This window comes from Noviherbaspirillum sp. Root189, assembly GCF_001428545.1.
Taxonomy (GTDB): Bacteria; Pseudomonadota; Gammaproteobacteria; order Burkholderiales; family Burkholderiaceae_D; genus Noviherbaspirillum.
In genome coordinates this window covers 62,325-80,147 of sequence record NZ_LMHZ01000019.1, presented here as the reverse complement: position 1 = coordinate 80,147, position 17,823 = coordinate 62,325, and the positions used below count along the sequence as shown (strand labels likewise).

Here is a 17,823-nt window from a genome sequence, read left to right as displayed (position 1 = left end):
ACGTTGAGGCTGTGCAAAAAGGTGTAAACGAATCGGCATCTATGCTGTCTGAGTAAGTGACATCTACGATGAAGGGGCTACGATGGCACGCTTCAAACCGGTCGACATGAACCCGCGCTTTCTTCCCATAGTCCTCGAACAGCAAATCCAACCAGGCACATTCGAACATGCACTAAATGTGCTGATCGATACCGAGTTTGACCTTACTCCACTGGCTGCCAGGTATATCAACGATGTAACCGGGGCACCGGCGTACGACCCGTCGGTCCTGCTTAAAATCGTGTTATTGGCCTACTCTCGCGGGATCATCAGCAGTCGTGCCATTGAGCGGGCGTGTCGTGAGAACGTGCTGTTCATGGCTATCTCCGGCGACACGCAACCTGCCTATACCACTATCGCATCCTTCATTCGTCATCTGGGGGATCAGATAGCCAACATCTTCACCGAAGTCATTCTTATCTGCGATCGCCGGGGATTGATTGGGCGCGACATGTTTGCCATTGATGGCGTCAAACTGCCGAGCAATGCCAGCAAGGCGCGCAGCGGCACGCACGCCGAACTTGCTCACCAGGCTGATGCTATAGAGCGCCGTGTCAGGCAAATGATCAAGGCACACCGTCAACTGGATAAGCACAGCCAGGAGGAGCAGGTGGCGGCGCAGCGCAAGGCAGAGCAAGAGCGCATTCATGTCTTGCAGACCGAAGCGCAGTCGATCCGTGAATTTTTGCGGACTCACCGCAAACGGACAGGCGATGAGTCCGGCAAGGGTCCCGAGCGCAAGAGCAATGTCACTGACAATGACAGCGCCAAGATGGCTACAGGTAAAGGTGTGATACAAGGCTATACCGGGGCTGCTACCGTCGACGCAGCATGCCAAATCATCGTGGCTGCCCAAGCGCATGGCTCGGGATCGGAGCAAAGCCTGCTGTTGCCGATGATCGAACATGCCCAACCGTTTGCGAACAAACGCACAGTAATGACTGCCGATGCCGGATACCATAGCGAAGCGAACCTGAAACAGTTGCATGACAAGGGCATCCCGGCATTGATTGCCGATGGGCTCATGCGTAAGCGAGACGAGCGGTTCAAAGAACAAGCAAAGCACAAGAACAAGCCAGATCCGCTGGCCAACAAGAAGCCCATCTCTAAAGCGCTGAGCAGTGGAAAGTTTAAGCCGACCGACTTCCACTATGACCCTGTAACGAATACGTGCATTTGCCCGGCTGGCAAGAAGCTGTATAGCAATGGGATAAACAACATCGCCAACGGGAGAATCTATCGGAAATTCGTCGGCGCCAAAAGCGCTTGTATGCCATGTAACCTGCGTCAACAGTGCCTGCGCAAACCGGATACAACCAAAGTCAGGCAGGTTGCCATCTTCAGGAAGAATCAGACCTCACCATTGAAGCATACTGATTCGATGAAACTGAAAATCGATACTACGGAAGGGCGAGCCGCTTACGGGAGGCGGATTGCCACCGTCGAACCGGTGTTCGGCAACCTGCGCTACAACAAGAGGCTGGATCGCTTCACTTTACGCGGTCAGCGCAAGGTAGACACGCAGTGGAAGCTGTACTGCATGGTGCACAATATTGAAAAGCTGGCGCATCATGGGTATGCAAGGTAAAAGAAGGGCAACAAGGCTCTGATCTTGCCATTTTTAGCCGTATGGTCGACACTTTGATTATCTAAACCTATGCAAGAAATTGGAAGCATGGCTGAACGTGGGACATGCAGTATATCGCTTGAAAACCGACTTTTTGCACATCCTCGTTATAAGTACAAAGAGAGTTTAGCCTTGTTGCCAATAATATTGATTTGCCTGATGCGGGAAACATCGCCTNACTTTGATTATCTAAACCTATGCAAGAAATTGGAAGCATGGCTGAACGTGGGACATGCAGTATATCGCTTGAAAACCGACTTTTTGCACATCCTCGTTAGCTGTAGCGGTAGTGTTTGCAGATGCGAAGGTCACAGCCAGGTTAGCGGCAGTATCAGTTGCATCGTTACCAATTACACCGGATGCATCAAACGTTGTTACTTTGACGTTGCCTGTGTTAGTCAGATTCAGACCGTTGTTACCAGCAACCACAACCTTCGTAGCGTCAACAGCAACCAGCACTGCTGCGTCAATTGTTGCAGCAACGTTTGTCAGCAGACCAGCATCTTGTGTTGTGATGTTGACTGTCTCGATACCAGCGAGTTCAACTGCGCCGAAAGATACAACACCAGCAGTGCTGTTCTTCAGCGTGACATTGAATGTGTCAGCTGGGGTCAACACGGCGTTGGTAACGTTAGCAGTTACACGGCTAGATGCTGCATCGCCAGCTGCTGCGTCCAAAGTCAAGGAACCACCAGATGTGAAGCCGTCAATAGTCAGGGTGTTTGCAGCTGCCACTCCACGTGTAACGACGCTATTTACAGCGTTGATACCTGCGAGGTTGATGGTAGTAGCAGTTGCACCTGTTGCCACATCCAGAACTTCAAAGCCCTTGAATGCTGTGTTGAAAGCAGCAGTTCCATCAGCTGCATCAGCTTGAGCAGCAGTCATCTTGATGGTGTCAACGCCTTCGCCAGCGTCAACCGAGCCAACCAGACCAGCTACGACTGAAGCTGCACCATTGTAAGTAACAGTGTCAGCACCGGCACCCATAGTGATGGCTTTGGTGAATGCGTTCGACAGAACAACACCGTCGTTGCCAGCGCCACCAGTGAAGGTTGCGTTTGCACCGATTGCAGTACCAAGTGTCAGACCGCCTGTGCCTGTAACAGCAACAGTTGTCAAAGCAGCTGTAGTGTTTGCAGTAAAAGTCACGTTGGACGTACCGGACATGTTGATTGTGGTCAGGTCGGTCGAAGCCAAGCTAGCGATTGTCGATGCAGTGCCGCTCGAAACGATGTTCAGAGTGGTGAAGCCGTCGTCAGCAGTAGCTTCTGTATCGGTCAACGCACCAGTCATTGTCACACCAGCAACGTTCAGTGTCAGTGTGTTCGCTGTCGGAACTGCAGTCAGGTTACCGCGACCAATGTTCAGCGATGTAGCAGTACCAACCAGGTCAACAGTGGTCAGTGCGCTTGAATCGATTGAGCCAGCACCAAAGTTTTCCAGCTTAACGCTTGCGATTGTGCCAGCAGCTGTTGCGGAAGTTGCATTTACGTCGGTAACTGTCACAGCACCGTTAGCGACAGCAGCCTTAGTCGTGCCAGTTGTAACACGAGCAGCAGCAGCGGTCTGAGTAACAGAAACGGATGTTGTGCTTGCATTGCCGTTGACGATTACTGCGCCACCTGTCAGGACGTCGCCTACGTCATCCGATGTGGATGCAGTCAAAGTGTTGTTGACTGTGACAGAAGTGCCACCTGTTACGGTAACAGCTGTACCAGTTGCAGTAGTTGCACCAACGGTATCAGCCATGCTGGTTGTAGTGTTGACAGTCACTGCGCCAGCAGCTGCAGTTGTAGCACCAATACCTACTGTGCTGCCTGTACCTGTGCTTGTTGTGTTGACAGCAACGGTCGAACCACCATTGACGGTAACAGCTGCGGCAGCTAGAGCCGCGTTAGTAACAGAAACTGCAGTTGTTGCGGCGCCAGTTACAGTAACAGCAGCAGGAGCAGTAACGTTCAGTTTCTCAACGCCAGTCCAGGATGCACCGTTGACATTGGAACCTGTCGCACCACTAGTGATGCTAACAGTTTCAACGCTTGTCAGGCTTGCACCGGTCGGCACGCTAACAGCAGCGCCGCTGATAACGTTCAGTGTATCGGAACCAGCGCCGCCGTTAACAGCGTCACCAACATTCCATGTTGTACCAGTAGCCAGGTCACCAGCGATAAACAGGTCATTGCCAGCTGTACCAACCAGCGAATCAGTACCAGCAGTCAGGTTCAATGTCGAACCAGCACCGTTTGCAGCAGCTGTCTTAGCAGTTTCAACCGAAGCGGCTTCGGAAGTAACATTCTGCAGAACAGTCGATGCCTTGGCAACGTCATTGCCGCCGAGGTCAACAGCGTAGTACAGGCCAACTGTTACCTTGTTTGCCAGCAGTGCCTTGGAAGCCAGGGCAGCAGCGTGCGATCAGGGCACCCTTGGATGCGCCTTCGTTCAGCTTGGCTGTCCAGAAAGCCAGGCCTTCTGCGTCAGCGGTACGGCCGAGGACGTTGCTGTAGAAACGGCCAACGATTTCTTCGTTGGTCAGGTATGTCGGGTAAGTTGCACGTGCTGGTGCTGTGTCGTACATCGACTGAGCAACTTCAGCGATTGTCTGACCTGCGTCCATTTGCTGAACCCAGTAGCCCAGACCGTCACGCTCAGGAGCGCGGCCGAACAGGGAAACGTACAGGTTTGCAACATCAGTACGCATTTGAGTGGGCGCCCTGTTTTTGCTCTTAAGACGCTGTTTTCACATCGATCTTTATCATGTAGAGGGGCCTGCGGCGTGCCGGCAGACTTTGAAGTGAATGATGGGCTTCGCTGTTAGTTCGGAGTATCCGAGCTGGCCTCGGTATTGGGCATCATGCCCATTGCATGGCCGATGACACTGCCGACCTTGCGTGCTGCGTCCTTCAATTCCTTATCAGCCAGATGCGCGTAGCGCATCGTCATCTGCGGGCTGTGGTGTCCAAGGGCTTTCTGCACCACGAACAGGCTGTAGCCTGCATTGATCAACAGTGACGCAAACGTATGCCGCAAGTCGTGCATGCGTACATGGCCCATGCCCACACGCCTGCGTGCCTGGTCCCATCGGTTATAGATGTTCTTGAACGGCAGGCGGGTCTTCGGATTGGGGAACACGTATTCGTTCTTGCCTCGGGTTGGCAGTGACCTCAGCAGCAGCAATGCCTGCTCAGACAGTGGAATCGATTGGGCTTTTCCGGACTTGGTACGCGGGATATTCCATTGCGCTGCATGCTCGTCGATCTCGCTCCAGCGGGCATCAAGCACGTTGCGCCGACGAGCGCCGGTCAACAGCAGGAAGGCCACGATCGGCCACAGTGTCGGGCACTTTTTCTGTGCCTTGCACGCGTCAAGGAGCTGTATCACCTGCTCATCAGAGAGGAACGTTTGCCGCACACTGTTCTCTTTCAACAGCGGGATTTCCTCTGCCGGATTCCTCGTCACACCCGGCAAGTGCCAGATCTTGATACTGAGGTTGTACAAGTGCTTGGTCAGTACGACAGGCCGGTTAGCGGTCGCTGGTACACAGCCCCTTTGCAGTACGCGCATCTGGCAGTCGGCCAGCTCGCTTGGTGTGATCGCATGCAGCTTCTTCTTGCCGATATAGGGCAGCACATGCATGCGGAAGATGGTTGCATCATTGCGGCACGAGGTCTTCTGCGCCTTGTAGGGCAGGTAGTAATCGTTGACCACTTCTTCGAGCGTCGGGCATTCCTTCAACTGCTTCTTCTGATTGCCCGGATCTTCACCGATCGCTACCTGTGCCAGCAGCTTCTTTGCCTTGGCGCGTGCATCGATCACCGACAGCACCGCGCCGTCACCGATCAACAGGCTCCTGCGCGTATTGGTGTCAGGTTGCGTATAGCGAATGTAAAACGATGCCGACCCGCTCTCACGCACCTGCAGGTAGAAGTTGGTCACATGGGTGTCCCAGATTTCCGAGCGCTTTCCCGCACGGCGAACCCGCTCCAGCAGTGCCTGGGTCAGCAACGCTTTCATCGTCCGACAGCAGCTAAAGGAACGGCGGCATGCAAGTACGACGGCGCGTTATTCGCAGACCGGTATGCGCGTGTTTTTGCATCAGCGTTCTTGGGCTCAGCGGCATCCCTTGATGGCTCTGGCATGGCGGCTGTTTGCACGGTGCGCGAAGGGGCCGCGCTGCTACCGTGATGGGGCCGCGATGACCCCGCGAACCCCTGCTGTACCCCCCGCGAGGTTGCGGTCGTAGTTGCAGGTTTTTCCAAACTGTCCATGTCGATCAGGCCGGGTACGAACGGCGCACCATTGCTGCCCTGCCCGTCATACAGCAATTCGTACTCGAACGACTGGCCGCGTGCGCCCCGGTGGACCAGGATGTATTCCATTGCAATCAGGCGCTCCACATGGATTCGGCATTGGGTGTCCGACAGGCTGGCGGCGCGGCGCACGTCGCTGCGCGTGAAGCGTACTTGCTGTCTGGGGATGCAACTGGTTTGTGCCTCGTACTCGACCATGCCGTGCAATGCATCGAGCACGCGGCGTGTCTGCGGCGGCAACTCATCGAGGCTTCGGCCCAGCACTTCATTGGCTAAACGGTTCGCCGTTGCAATATCTTCCAGCGTTACTTCTATATAGGCAATTTGCTGACTGCCGGCGGACACGGTTTTTACCGTTCTTTGATACTGGTGGAGCAAGGCAATCGTGTCGATCAGCGTCAAATACTTTTCATGATCGCGTCGTGTGCGGGTGCGGTCGTCCAGGAAGGTCAGGCGATCGGCATACGGATTGACCACCGCCAACGGTTTCAACAGGCGCTGCGCATTGCGATGCAGGGTCAGGATGCGCTGCTTGTTTTCTTTCCGGACCAGTCCCTGCAGCGTTCTCTTTTCCCGCTGCAGGCGATGGATGGCGCGGGTCTGCTCCCGGCCTTCATTGACGGTCAGAATCAGGCAGCGGTTCATCAACTCTTCATCAATGTCGATCGCCGTCGTCGTCAGGAACATCATCACCGGGCCTTCGACACGGTATTCCTTGGTGACCAGATGACCGGCTTGCGGATCGCTGCCGGTCGAAGCAATCGTCAGCTCTCCTTCCGACTGCAGCAGTTTCAATGCATAGCTGGCGCGGCTTGCGCCCTCTTCTTCCACGATCGCAAGGATCTTGTGTTTCAGGTTGGTTTCGCCCATGTAGAACAGGCTCTGCCCGGTCATCGCACTGTATTTGACCCGTTCTTCGTCAGGCATCATTGCCAGCACCGCATCCATCAACGAACTCTTGCCGGCAGCACTGGACGACTGCACGACCACGGCCAGCGGCGCATCGAGGCGGCGGCTGGTCGCGGCAAGGTAACCAACCAGTTTGTTGGTCGTCTCTCCGACGATCCCGCACGCGTCGAAGTCATCGGTGATCCGTTGCAACAGGTCAGGTGCCATCAGCAGGGACATGGCCGCTTCGCGCTCGGCGGCGTCCATCGGTGCTGCTTCCGGCTCGGTGCTCTCTGGTGCTGCCTGGCTTGTTTTCTGGGATTCGAGCTGGTTCAGCACGCGGCCCAAGTCGGCCTTGATCGTGCCTTCCGGCTCGCCCAATTCACTGGCAGCTAAAGCGATGAATCCCTGCCGTGCACGCGCGTTGTACAGGTCCAGTGTGTCAACGTGGAACGCTTCATTGGCCGACACGCGCACATTCACTTTCAGCACGTCATCGCTCTGGTTACGCTCCATACCGCGGATGCGGTATTGCCGCTGTCCGAAGGACAGCAGCACTTCATTGCTGTGCACCTGCACGGTCGGAGCTGGAGCCGGCAGTGCCGGCGCAGGCGGTGCAGTGACCATTGCAGGCAATGCCATGCGTACCGGTGCTTCGCCCTGCCCCATCCATCCGGCATTGCGCACCAGCAGGTCCAGCGAGTGGGAAGCTGGTGTCACTTTCAATGCATATTCGTTGGCGTCCATCCCATGCGGGAACTGGATGCGGTAGCAGCCGATGCCCAGCGCCTGCAGGCGTTCGGCCAGTTTACCGGCAGCACGGTTGCCAGCCTCGTCATTGTCATAGGCAATCAGCACGCGCTCGGTGCCGCAGGCCTCGAACATGGCAACATGGTCATCGGTAAATCCCTCGATACCATACGCTGCAGTGACGTTGCGGAACCCGGCACACCAGAAGGTCATTGCATCAATCAGCGCTTCGCACAGGATGACTTCCTTGGAAGCGTGCAGTGCATCGGCATTCCAGACCCCGCGATGCGGTCCCGGCAAATACAGGTGCAGCGGCGTTCCCTTGCGCAGATCGCTGCGGATCTTGCGACCGTAAAGCTCGGTGACGTTGCCTGTCTCCCCGAAGATCGGCACGATGACGCTGCCGTTGAAGTGTTCATGTCCGGTTTCCCGGTACAGGCCCAGGTTTTCCAGACGGCTGCGGATCTCGGCGCCGGCACGTCGCGTCCTCTCTGGCAACTGCACGCCAAGCGTGCGGTTGGCATAGCCGAGCTGGAAGCGGTCGATCAGTTCTGGATGGTCGAGGCCGCGTGTTTTCAGGTACGCCTGTGCTTCCGGACTGGCTTTCAATGTCTCGTGATAGTAGGCGACCGTCTGGCGCAACAGATCCTGGTCGTCGGCATCGAGTGCAACTGGGGTTGCCTGCTCGCGGCCCTTCTTTAGCGGTTCAACAGCTTGAGCGGCTAAAGAAGGGTCGGCTTCCAGCAATTCGATCGCCCGACGGAAGGTCACGTCCTGGTGTTTCATCACCCAGTCGATCGGCCCTCCTCCGCACTGGCAACCGAAGCAATGCCACAGGTTCTTGGTGGTCGTCACGACCAGACTCGGTTCGCCGTCATCGTGGAATGGGCAGGCGCCGATCAGGTCCTTGCCGGATTTCCTCAGTTCAATGCCAGCCGATTCCACCAGACGCTGGACCGGGATTTCATTTTTTAGCCGCTCAAGGGTTGCATCCGGAATGCGGGGCATAAATCCGACTTTCGTAAAAAACCTGTCAAGGGGGTTTGGATAAAAATAACTCGGACTGAGTATACTACTAGTAGTAGTATACTCAACTGGAATTTTAAAAACAGGGGTTATCGTTATGGCTGTTTACATGGAAGACATTTCAGCAGCCGACATGACTAGCACGGAAGACCGCGAATTCTTTATTTCCTTGGGAGAGCGCATAACAGCGTTGCGCAAGGCTCGCAATCTGACGCAGGCTCAACTTGCCGAAGCACTGGGAGTATCACAGCAATCAGTTCAAGCTTATGAGGTAGGTCGTCGAAGAATGCCGGTTTCTTCACTACCAGCAGTAGCACGGGTTTTGGATGTATCTCTGGAAGAGCTATTCGGAGAGAAGATCCAAACTAGAGGGAAACGTGGGCCAGCATCCCGATTGGAACAGCAGTTTGAAGCGGTTAGTCAGCTTCCAAAGACGCAGCAACGGTTCGTGACGCAAATGCTTGATACCGTGCTGGCGCAGTCGGCGCAATAGCCCTCTCTTAGCAGCTAATACAGACCGTCCTTGAAACTCCACGCAGCTGGGGTTTGGGGGCGGTTTTTCTTTTAAAAATAGAAGCTATTCCAGAAGTGGAATGCCATGCCATGCCGTGGCGAAGAATGGCGTGGACTACCAACGCCCTTAATAAATCATCAAAGACGTCTAGTCTGCTTTAAATGGAAGCACCAAATAAAAACGCCCCATTACTGGGGCGTTTTTTCTAACTCAACTACTAATTATGCTTTGCAGGAACCCGGCATCCATTTCGCTGGTGTACCTACGCAGGTCCATGTCGAGATCGTGTTCGTGGTTGCATCAATAGTCGGGGTCATCACGACTTGAACCGCAGTACCAGCTACAGTGCCGTCAACGGTAATAATACCGTCGGTAGCGCCGACCGCCATGGCTGTAGCATATTGTGTGGCAACGAAGCCGGTACCACAGCTGTCAAGGCCAGTTGCGCCTTTTGTCTGTACAGTTTCGGTAACGCAGGTACGGGCGCTGCTTGCAGCCAACATCAGTTCAGATGCCTTAGCGCGTGCGGTGTAGTCTTGGTAAGCTGGCAGTGCGACTGCAGCCAGGATACCGATGATCGCTACAACGATCATCAATTCGATCAGGGTAAAACCCTTTTGTGCTTGTTGTTTGAACTGTTTGAATTGTGGTGTTTTCATGAGTATGCTCCCTAGGGTTTATTCAACGTGACGGTTTGCACCGCGCTGATTCCTATATAGCAGCCTGTGTGCCAGCAAGAATTCACGCTAAACATCATGCTTTTCCGGAAATGCCGGTCTGCAAACTCGGCCATTTCTATAATTGCCTGTTTAAAACCCCTGCCATTTTGACTGGCACGATAAATAGCCCTGCCAATCCTGCAGAAGAGATTCCATGAAATCGATCAGCCTTGCCTCCGTCACTACGCTCACTGACCAAAGCGAACGCACTTTGCGTCGCCGACTTGCCGATGGTTCGCTGCCCCGGGCAGTAGATGAAGGTGGCTCCAACCGGACCATGATCCCCTTTGACGCCATCAAGCCGCAAATTTGCATTCCGGTTGAAGAAGGCGATTTCGAGCTCATCGAACAGGCAGATGGCGGAGACGCCAAGGCACAGAACGATCTGGCCCTGCTCTTTCTCTCCAATGGCAAACCGGAGAGTGCCATTTACTGGCTAGAGTTGTCTGCCAAACAAGACTATGCGGATGCGATGCATTGGCTGGGACGCTGCTATATAGATGGGAACGGCGTGACCAGGAACGAGGACCTGGGCATCATGTGGCTGGCCAAGGCTTCCGCCCATGGCCATGTGATCTCGCAAAGCCAGCTCAAAGCCATGAAGGACAGCTTCACCGGTACCTACAGAGCAAACAGCTAATACAGACCGTCCTTGAAACTCCACGCAGCTGGGTTTGGGGGCGGTTTTTCTTTTTTAAAATAAGAACCCTAGACAGACCACCTGCAAGGAGCCTTGCTGTGACCAATCCTAAGAACCCAGTAAATCCCGCGCCATTTGTCCTGTGGGCCAATCATGGCATCACTCCCCCTGCCGGCTACGACAGCTTCCTGGCCTATGCCGTAGCGACCATGGACACCAGATCACTGGAACTCGATGGGATGTTTTCCGGTATGGAGAATGCGCCGTCGCGGGAGGATTTCACTCAAGCTGTGGCGGCCGAACTTGCCGCTTTGCGCCAGAAGGCCGGCGCTGTATAGCCGTGGCTTTGTGGTGTGGGATGCTATGCCGTGGTCCCAATATCCCACCCAACAATAAAAAAGGCCGCATAGCGGCCTTTAATCTAGCAGTTCAAGGTTCAGGCCAGCATGTCCAGCCCATGCTTTTCAACGATGTTAAGCAGCTTCGCAGCTGGCCCGCTCGGCGCTTTGCCGCCCGCCTCCCATTTCTGCACCGTCGATACACTGGTATTCATGTAAGCGGCAAACACTGCCTGGCTGACATGGACCTTCCGGCGGATGCGTTTGACATCCTTGCCGGCATATACCGGCACTTTGGTCAGGCACGCTTCATCAAACTCGCGCATGGTTTTCTGGTCGATCACGCCGGCACGGTGCAAGCCCGTCGCGGCACTATGGATGGCCTCGAACGCATCACTTTTGGGTTTGGTTTTGAAGTTATTTGCAGTCATGGCAGATCTCCACTAATTCTTTCAAGGTAACAGCCGCAGCGATGCCGGCCTCCGTTGCCTTTGCATAGTCCTTGGCCAGCTTCTTGAAGCCGGCCAGCTCATCGTCGTCAATGTTTTCCCGGTCCGCCTTGGCAAACAGGTACGCGTAAATCCAGTACTTGCCACCCTTCGCCACAATGATCGAGCGGTGCATGTTGTCATTGAGCCGCTTCTTCCAGACACCACCACCCAAGTCATCAGCCTTGCCCTCCATCACCGCCTTGATCGCCGCACAGAGCTCGGCATCGGTGATGAGTTGAGTTTTGGCGGCCTTGGCAAACCACTTCGTCTTGAACACCCGCGCTTTCGAGGCAGGGACTTTGGTCGCCGCCTTTTTGGCAGCGGCAGTGCGTTTGGCAGCAGGAATCTTGAGGGCTTTTGGCATGCCAAACTGTAGCACTCAGTGCTATAGAACACAATCAGGGACAAGGGTTCCGTGCGCGCATTGTCTATCGCGGATGGGGGCGGAATGCTAGTACGGAGGCGGAATGCCATGACGGGAGCGAGTGGCGATCGCGGATGTTTTGGGTCAGAACCGCAGCAGATGGCGTGGTGCAGACCCGACTCATTACTTCAAATTTCCGCAATAACCCTCGCCTCCTCTGCTATTTTCCAATCAATTATTTCTTTTTTTGGCGCAATTGAGTGCCTTGATTGGTCATCGTCTATCGCGGATGGTCAATGAAATGCCATGCCGTGATCCGACCGGAGATCGAGGACAGTTTACCGGCTATCGAGGATGCTGCCCTACTTTCCGTACTAGCATTCCGCCCCTCCGTAACCACATTCCGCTCCCGTCATCACATTCCGGCACTTAGGTGTTTGGTTTCTCCGGCGCATCTGCAGCACTGTCCGAATCATCAGCACCATATTCAGCACCCACGGGTGCCATATCTGACCAGGCTTGATCTTCAGCGCTCGGCGGATGTGAGGGGTCACATTTCGTCAGCAGCTCGTCTAGCTTGTAGCGTTTATGGTTTGGCATCGTAGTTCCATTGTTATTACTTTGTTTTAACTTACTTCACCCTGCTGCTTAGACAGGTTTTCCTCTGCCACGCAGGTAAGCATTCAGCAGGCTAGACGCTTTTCTTACCTCCGAAGCCGCATCTTTGGGAGCTGGCGCAACCTTGGGTTCTGCAACCTGCTCCGGTTCGACTTCCACGCTTTTGCCTTCCTTGATGCTTTCGATTGGAGCGGCATCAGACTTTTCTCCACCATTCAAGAAGGCGTCTATCGCTGCATAGTCAAGGTCCTGAGCCATGACCATGCGTACATCAGCGCCGGCTGACATATGGAGCATCTTGTACACACCAGCCAGCAACTTCAACTCAACATCATCAGCTTTCATGTTCAGGACCTGCTGAAGCAGCTTTTGCTGCTGCTCCAAGGCGCCCAGCACCATGTCTATTTCCCGCTGCATGCGCCCAAGCCTTGAATCAATGTCATAGCCACCGTTCAGGCAGGCCTTGCGTAAATAGTCGCTCAGGTCCTTTGCCCCTGATTTCTGCATGCGCCAAAGGATCGCCGCCTTGTCATCGATATCCACCTTGAACGACAGATTCACCTTCTTCATGCGGTATACCTTTTCTTTGGTAAATATTGTTCTAAATTATGTACTTAGAAGTATCAGTCTTACCAGAGGTAAATTGTTATACAGGCAAACCTAGGCGCCATGCGGGTTTGCGGCCACCTTTTAAGGTGCGTATGGTGTGTAGGGCTAGGACGCAGGGAAATCGGCAAGAATGGCATTCAGATCGACTGCCTGGGAGGACCAGCTAACGTTTCTGAAGAGCGTATCCAATACTGGGTTTGAAGGGGTGTGGGTCTTCGCTACCTATTGATTCAATGAACTATTTCACAGAATTGCAGAGATTTTCACAGGTTTGCAGAGTTGCTCAGACATTTGCAATGTTTTGCAGGGTTTTGCAGTAGCCGATTTCTCAGACTTTCTCACTACTTCTCACGGATTCTCACACCTTCTCAGACATTCTCAGTGTTTCTCACACTTTCTCAGGCCTGGTTTCGCACAGTTTCGCGGACATTCGCAGAGTTTCGCAGACCTGCACACCCAGTTTCGCGGACTTTCGCACACATTCGCAGTGTTTCGCACAGTTTCGCAGTCACCTTGGCAGGCAACTTTTGGCAACTAAAGGCAACTTTCGGCAACTCGCGAGGCAATAAATGGCAACTCTTGGCAACCTTTGGCAATAAAGGGCAACTTTTGGCAACTCAGAATGGAAATAAACGGAAACTATTGGAAAGAAATGGAAACTTGGCCGTCTCAGAAATGGAAACTAATGGAAAGAAGTGGAAACAATCGGAAACTAATGGAAACTCGGACCGCAAACGTATTTGCACTCGACGCTGCTCGGGAGCGGCGCAAGTACATCGCCATTGCCGAAGCCAACGAGCATTGGATTCAGACCAAAGCATGTTTTGCCCTGTCCGGGATCGAGCTGACCGATGACCATGCCGAGCGTGCTGGCCGCTTGATCGCCGACGACCTCACCCTGCCCTCAACGTAAAAAAAGCCGGAGGGCTTTCGCTCTCCGGCTGTAAATACCTTTTTGGGAAGGTTTCAGGTGCAGGTGGCGCCTGCACCCTCTGCATTGCTGCAATTTTTGTATGACTGTTTACATATAAAAGGCCAAGGTTTGTGGCCTTGGCCTTCAGACGGATGGCGATACTCCTGCCATCCATTGTATTGCTAACTCAACACCTTAGACTACTACGTAAGCGTCGAAGTCTTTAGTGAAGTCAACCAGACCAACGATCGTAACCGCTGCATCAGAAGCATCCAGATTACCAGCGTCTGCACCATCTTTGAACAGATAAGTATTGCCGCCGAACTGGAACGTTACGATTGCATCAGTACCAGCGTGGGACGCTGCAGCAGCTTCAACAAACGCCAGTTCGAGGCTTGTTGCGTTAGTTGACAGTGTGACCTTTGTTGCCAGGCCAGTTGCACCTGCAGTCGAGGTGTTCAGTGTGCCAAATACCAGCGTATCAGTAGTCGACTTGGCAGTGTTAGTTTCCTTAACTGCGTCAAAGCCGCTGACTGTGTCCATCTTGCCGTAGGTGGAGTTCACAGTGATCACGTCGTGGCCAGCGCCCAGCTTGATTGTTTCAGCAATGTTAGCGTTGCCAGCGAAAGTCAGGCCACCGGTAATGTCGCCAGCATTTGCACCGTAGGCCAATGTGCCACCCAGTGCCGAAGCGTCGATGGTAGCCAGCTTGATCGCACCAGCTGCAGCAGCGCTATCGTCCAGAGTGACGGAGCCGTTGCCAGACAGAGTCAGAGTAGTCAGCGAAGCCAGGTGAGTAGCATCGACTGTAAGCTTAGCTACCGACAGAGTATCAGCCTTGGCAGCAGCTGTGGTCAAGTCTGCCTGGTCTACACCGTTGGCGGTCACGACGCTCAGTGTCTTCACGTCACCAGTAATGGTGGCGATGTTGGTAGTTGCTTGGCTAGCTGCAGCCGCGCCTACTACGCCTGATGCAGCGACAACCTTAACGTTAGCTGTTTCGGCATTAACAACGATGGACTGAGCAGCAGGAGTTGCAGCAGCCTGTGCAGTTACATTAACTGTGCCAGCGTAGGTTGCAGGAACGGCTGGCTTATATGCCACTTCTGGATTGGCAACAGGGTCAGCACCGGCGGGCTGATAAGGAACTTCTGCCTTAGCTGCAACATAACCTGCTGCTGTTGCAGTCAAGTCGCCCAGAGCAACAACGGTTTGAGCCGCTGCGACTTCGGTCACTGTGTTAGTACCAGTAGTGAAGAAGCCGATTTCGCTGAACTGAGCCAGCTTGCTTGCATCGGCAACTGCAGCTGCACCGAAAGCCAGCTTTTCGACGTTGCTAACTGTCGCGCCAATCAATGCATAATCGCCAGCAACCAATGTACCACCACCAGACAGAACCAGTTTGTCTGTGCCAGCACCGCCATTGATACGGGTGCTAGTTGTCAGAGCGGTTGTCAGTGTAACTGTGTCGTTACCGTCATCAGCATTGATTTCAGTCTTGCCTGTGCCAGTCGTGCTGACAGTAATTTTGTCATCGCCTGCACCAGCACCGACGAGCGCATTAATTTCTGCGCCAGCAGTATTGCTGGTAGTAGTGCTGATAGTTACTGTATCGTTACCAGCACCAGTCAGCAGAGTCTTAAGCGTTGTATTGCCGCCAGCAGGAGCAAATTTGACTGCACCAGTGCTTGCGCTAGCATCAATAACGGTAATGTCTTTTGCACCAGCGATCTTGCTGGCAGTCAAATCAACATTAGTAGCGGTGTTCAGCTTCAAAGTTTGAACATCCTTACCGACCACAACAGTCAATGCCAAATCAGCAAGCTTGCCGTTTGCATCAGTATCAGTGCGAGTGCCAGATACAGTTACGCTAGTCAGCGCGCTAGTAGTAGCAGCAGCATCAGCCTGAACTGTCAGCGATGCAGCTTCGCCAACGCTGGTGAGTGCCACTGTGGCGCTAGTAGCTGCATTTGCTGCTGTTACGCTCAAAGCACCGGTTGCAATAGATTTGAAACCAGCAGTTGTAGTTTCGCCCAACTTAGTTACGTTAGCAGCAAGACCGCTTTGGTTGATTGTTGTTGCGCCGACGAATTTAGATGCGTCGAGGGTATTTGCTGTACCGGTGTTGAATGCTGCAGTGCTGTTAAAGATGTTGATTGTTTCAACATTTTTCACTGTTGCAGAAGCTGGCAGAGCCAGGTTGTTGGTACCATCGCTGTAGACATTCAATGCGTCGTTACCTGCGCCGCCATCGATAGAATCAAATGCGCTAATTGTATCGGCTGCAGTACCGTCAGCCTTGACTGTCATGGCATTGATTGTGTCGTTACCAGCAGTACCAACAACAGTGTCAGCACCAGCTGTCAGACCGAAAGTCTGGCCAGCAGCACCAGCAATAGCAGCCTTAGCTGTTTCAACAGAAGCTGCATCAGAAGTAACACCGTTCAGTGCAACCGATGCCTTGGCAACGTCATTGCCGCCGAGGTCAACAGCGTAGTACAGGCCAACGGCAACCTTGTTTGCCAGCAGAGCCTTGGAAGCCAGCGCAGCAACGGGCGATCAGGGCACCCTTGGATGCGCCTTCGTTCAGCTTGGCTGTCCAGAAAGCCAGGCCTTCTGCGTCAGCGGTACGGCCGAGGACGTTGCTGTAGAACTTGCCAACGATTTCTTCGTTGGTCAGGTAGGTCGGGTAGGTAGCGCGTGCCGGCTCAGTGTTGTACATCTCTTGAGCGACTTCAGCGATTGTCTTGCCTGCGTCCATCTGGTTGACCCAGTAGCCCAGACCGTCACGCTCAGGAGCGCGGCCGAACAGGGAAACGTACAGGTTTGCAACATCAGTACGCATTTGAGTGGTAATTGCCATTTGTAAAACTCCCAAAAAGGAAAAATTAAGAATCCCAGCGAAGCCGGCTTTTTTTGTGTTGAGCCAGTTGCTGTGCGTATAGTATTGAGGCTAGACAAGTTTCAATGTGATGGTCATCACACCTACATTTCTTTCTCTCAAAAACAACACGCTCAATCCGCAGCGTTCTCGGACTGCTCGCGATTCTACGATGAAATCGTTGCCATCGTCCAACAATCATGCATTTTTGCAATGGGTTTGCTTGTCAGGATGGCATTTTTTCGTGGTGTATATGCTGACATTGCCAGCTTTAGATGTTTATTAATTACTTGTCTGTCTATAGGGGAGTGTTGGCGTGGTGCATGCGCACTAGAAGGTATCTGTTTTTTGCATGGACGTGTTTCAGTCACCAGGAGGCTGGACGACGATGGGGTAGAGAATATCTGACGGCTATTGCTTTTTGCTTGAACCGATGCAGCGGTGCCGGGATACCACGCACTGTTACGGGCGATTGCCAGGAGGAGAATTTTCTGGCGAGGTTGGCTGGGACGCTGGTTGCCTTCTTGAGATCTGACAGTTCTGTTTTACAGCGATGGGTTTGATGCGGGGCGCAGCTCCCGGCAACATTCAAAGACCTGCGTTTCGCTGACCGGTCGCGCGCCGGTTACCATATCGGCCACATTGGCTGCCATGCCGGCCGCAATACCGGCCATACTGGAGGACATGCCGGCTGCCATGCCGCGTATCCTCCGGTGCGCCATCCCCCCAGCAAGCTCGCTAGCGGACTAGGGAAAGTGAACGCCCCGTGCGCGTAGGCAGGCGAACAGCCGTAGCAGTTCGGACAGTTCCGGTAACTTGATACATATGAATGGTCGTAAGGCAAATAGCTGATGGACACGCCCCGCAGATTGAGCGTTTCGCCCGGCTTCAGGCTAATCGTAGAGACTGTCAGTTTCGTTGAGGGCTTGTTGCTTACGACTTCCTTGCAACGCTCCATCAGCCTGCGGGCGAGTGCCTTGGCCCCGGGGGCAGACATCATCCTGCTTCTTGATGCGCGGTTTGTCACATGGACCTCCAACGTTCTTTCCGTATGGGGTTCACTTTTGCGCGTATCGGATGCAGGAATCTGATTCCA

16 protein-coding genes and 2 pseudogenes are annotated in these 17,823 nt (G+C 53.8%); 5 read left to right on the top strand and 13 right to left on the bottom strand.

Going from position 1 to position 17,823, the window contains the following annotated elements; all coding sequences use genetic code 11:
- Positions 1-82 precede the first annotated feature (82 nt).
- Positions 83-1,627, top strand: coding sequence for an IS1182 family transposase (locus ASE07_RS13310; RefSeq protein ID WP_057291321.1), 1,545 nt, complete (start codon positions 83-85; stop codon positions 1,625-1,627).
- 234 nt (positions 1,628-1,861) lie between these two features.
- On the opposite strand, the gene ASE07_RS13305 is transcribed toward ASE07_RS13310, so the two are convergent.
- The 4 genes and pseudogenes from ASE07_RS13305 to ASE07_RS13290 all read right to left on the bottom strand — a co-directional run bounded on the left by ASE07_RS13305 (position 1,862) and on the right by ASE07_RS13290 (position 8,622).
- Positions 1,862-3,895, bottom strand: a complete 2,034-nt coding sequence (locus ASE07_RS13305) for a beta strand repeat-containing protein (RefSeq protein ID WP_156396610.1) — start codon at positions 3,893-3,895, stop codon at positions 1,862-1,864.
- A gap of 112 nt (positions 3,896-4,007) precedes the next feature.
- Positions 4,008-4,373 (bottom strand): annotated as a pseudogene (locus tag ASE07_RS13300) (DUF4214 domain-containing protein); the annotation flags it as partial.
- 107 nt (positions 4,374-4,480) lie between these two features.
- Positions 4,481-5,680, bottom strand: a complete 1,200-nt coding sequence (locus ASE07_RS13295) for a tyrosine-type recombinase/integrase (protein ID WP_057291318.1) — start codon at positions 5,678-5,680, stop codon at positions 4,481-4,483.
- Positions 5,677-8,622, bottom strand: coding sequence for a DNA primase (locus ASE07_RS13290; RefSeq protein WP_057291317.1), 2,946 nt, complete (start codon positions 8,620-8,622; stop codon positions 5,677-5,679). Before ASE07_RS13290 ends, ASE07_RS13295 begins: the two co-directional genes overlap by 4 nt.
- 127 nt (positions 8,623-8,749) lie before the next feature.
- On the opposite strand from ASE07_RS13290, the gene ASE07_RS13285 reads away from it, so the two are divergent.
- The gene (locus tag ASE07_RS13285) at positions 8,750-9,133 is read left to right on the top strand and encodes a helix-turn-helix domain-containing protein (protein WP_235548461.1); all 384 of its coding nucleotides are present in this window, start codon (positions 8,750-8,752) and stop codon (positions 9,131-9,133) included.
- Positions 9,134-9,375: 242 nt separating this feature from the next.
- Here ASE07_RS13285 and ASE07_RS30380 read toward each other — a convergent pair whose 3' ends face one another.
- Entirely contained in the window at positions 9,376-9,813 is a 438-nt protein-coding gene (locus tag ASE07_RS30380) for a pilin (RefSeq protein WP_057291315.1), read from the bottom strand.
- A gap of 214 nt (positions 9,814-10,027) precedes the next feature.
- Between ASE07_RS30380 and ASE07_RS13275 the strand changes: the two genes are divergently transcribed.
- Complete coding sequence (locus ASE07_RS13275) at positions 10,028-10,513, top strand: tetratricopeptide repeat protein (RefSeq protein ID WP_057291314.1); 486 nt, start codon at positions 10,028-10,030, stop codon at positions 10,511-10,513.
- A gap of 98 nt (positions 10,514-10,611) precedes the next feature.
- The gene (locus tag ASE07_RS13270; protein WP_057291313.1) at positions 10,612-10,851 is read left to right on the top strand and encodes a hypothetical protein; all 240 of its coding nucleotides are present in this window, start codon (positions 10,612-10,614) and stop codon (positions 10,849-10,851) included.
- Positions 10,852-10,949: 98 nt separating this feature from the next.
- Here the strand turns inward: ASE07_RS13270 and ASE07_RS13265 are convergent, their stop codons facing one another.
- The 4 genes from ASE07_RS13265 to ASE07_RS13255 form a co-directional block, all read right to left on the bottom strand.
- Positions 10,950-11,282 (bottom strand): helix-turn-helix domain-containing protein, encoded by a 333-nt coding sequence (locus ASE07_RS13265; RefSeq protein ID WP_057291312.1) that lies wholly within the window; start codon positions 11,280-11,282, stop codon positions 10,950-10,952.
- Positions 11,269-11,706 (bottom strand): type II toxin-antitoxin system RelE/ParE family toxin, encoded by a 438-nt coding sequence (locus tag ASE07_RS13260; protein WP_082584130.1) that lies wholly within the window; start codon positions 11,704-11,706, stop codon positions 11,269-11,271. Before ASE07_RS13260 ends, ASE07_RS13265 begins: the two co-directional genes overlap by 14 nt.
- A gap of 429 nt (positions 11,707-12,135) precedes the next feature.
- Positions 12,136-12,306, bottom strand: coding sequence for a hypothetical protein (locus ASE07_RS28815; RefSeq protein WP_156396608.1), 171 nt, complete (start codon positions 12,304-12,306; stop codon positions 12,136-12,138).
- Positions 12,307-12,354: 48 nt separating this feature from the next.
- The gene (locus ASE07_RS13255; RefSeq protein ID WP_057291311.1) at positions 12,355-12,894 is read right to left on the bottom strand and encodes a hypothetical protein; all 540 of its coding nucleotides are present in this window, start codon (positions 12,892-12,894) and stop codon (positions 12,355-12,357) included.
- A 754-nt stretch (positions 12,895-13,648) separates the two neighbouring features.
- Here ASE07_RS13255 and ASE07_RS13250 point away from each other — a divergent pair.
- Positions 13,649-13,846 carry a hypothetical protein gene (locus tag ASE07_RS13250; protein ID WP_057291310.1) on the top strand — a complete coding sequence of 66 codons (198 nt, stop codon included), beginning with the start codon at positions 13,649-13,651 and terminating at the stop codon, positions 13,844-13,846.
- A 195-nt stretch (positions 13,847-14,041) separates the two neighbouring features.
- On the opposite strand, the gene ASE07_RS13245 is transcribed toward ASE07_RS13250, so the two are convergent.
- The 4 genes and pseudogenes from ASE07_RS13245 to ASE07_RS28810 form a co-directional block, all read right to left on the bottom strand.
- Positions 14,042-16,156 carry a beta strand repeat-containing protein gene (locus ASE07_RS13245; protein WP_057291309.1) on the bottom strand — a complete coding sequence of 705 codons (2,115 nt, stop codon included), beginning with the start codon at positions 16,154-16,156 and terminating at the stop codon, positions 14,042-14,044.
- A pseudogene (locus tag ASE07_RS30680) lies at positions 16,157-16,213 on the bottom strand (hypothetical protein); the annotation flags it as partial.
- Positions 16,214-16,331: 118 nt separating this feature from the next.
- A complete protein-coding gene (locus tag ASE07_RS13240) occupies positions 16,332-16,709 on the bottom strand; it encodes a DUF4214 domain-containing protein (RefSeq protein ID WP_082584129.1) in 378 nt (125 codons plus the stop codon).
- Positions 16,710-17,272: 563 nt separating this feature from the next.
- Entirely contained in the window at positions 17,273-17,425 is a 153-nt protein-coding gene (locus ASE07_RS28810; protein WP_156396604.1) for a hypothetical protein, read from the bottom strand.
- Positions 17,426-17,823 lie beyond the last annotated feature (398 nt).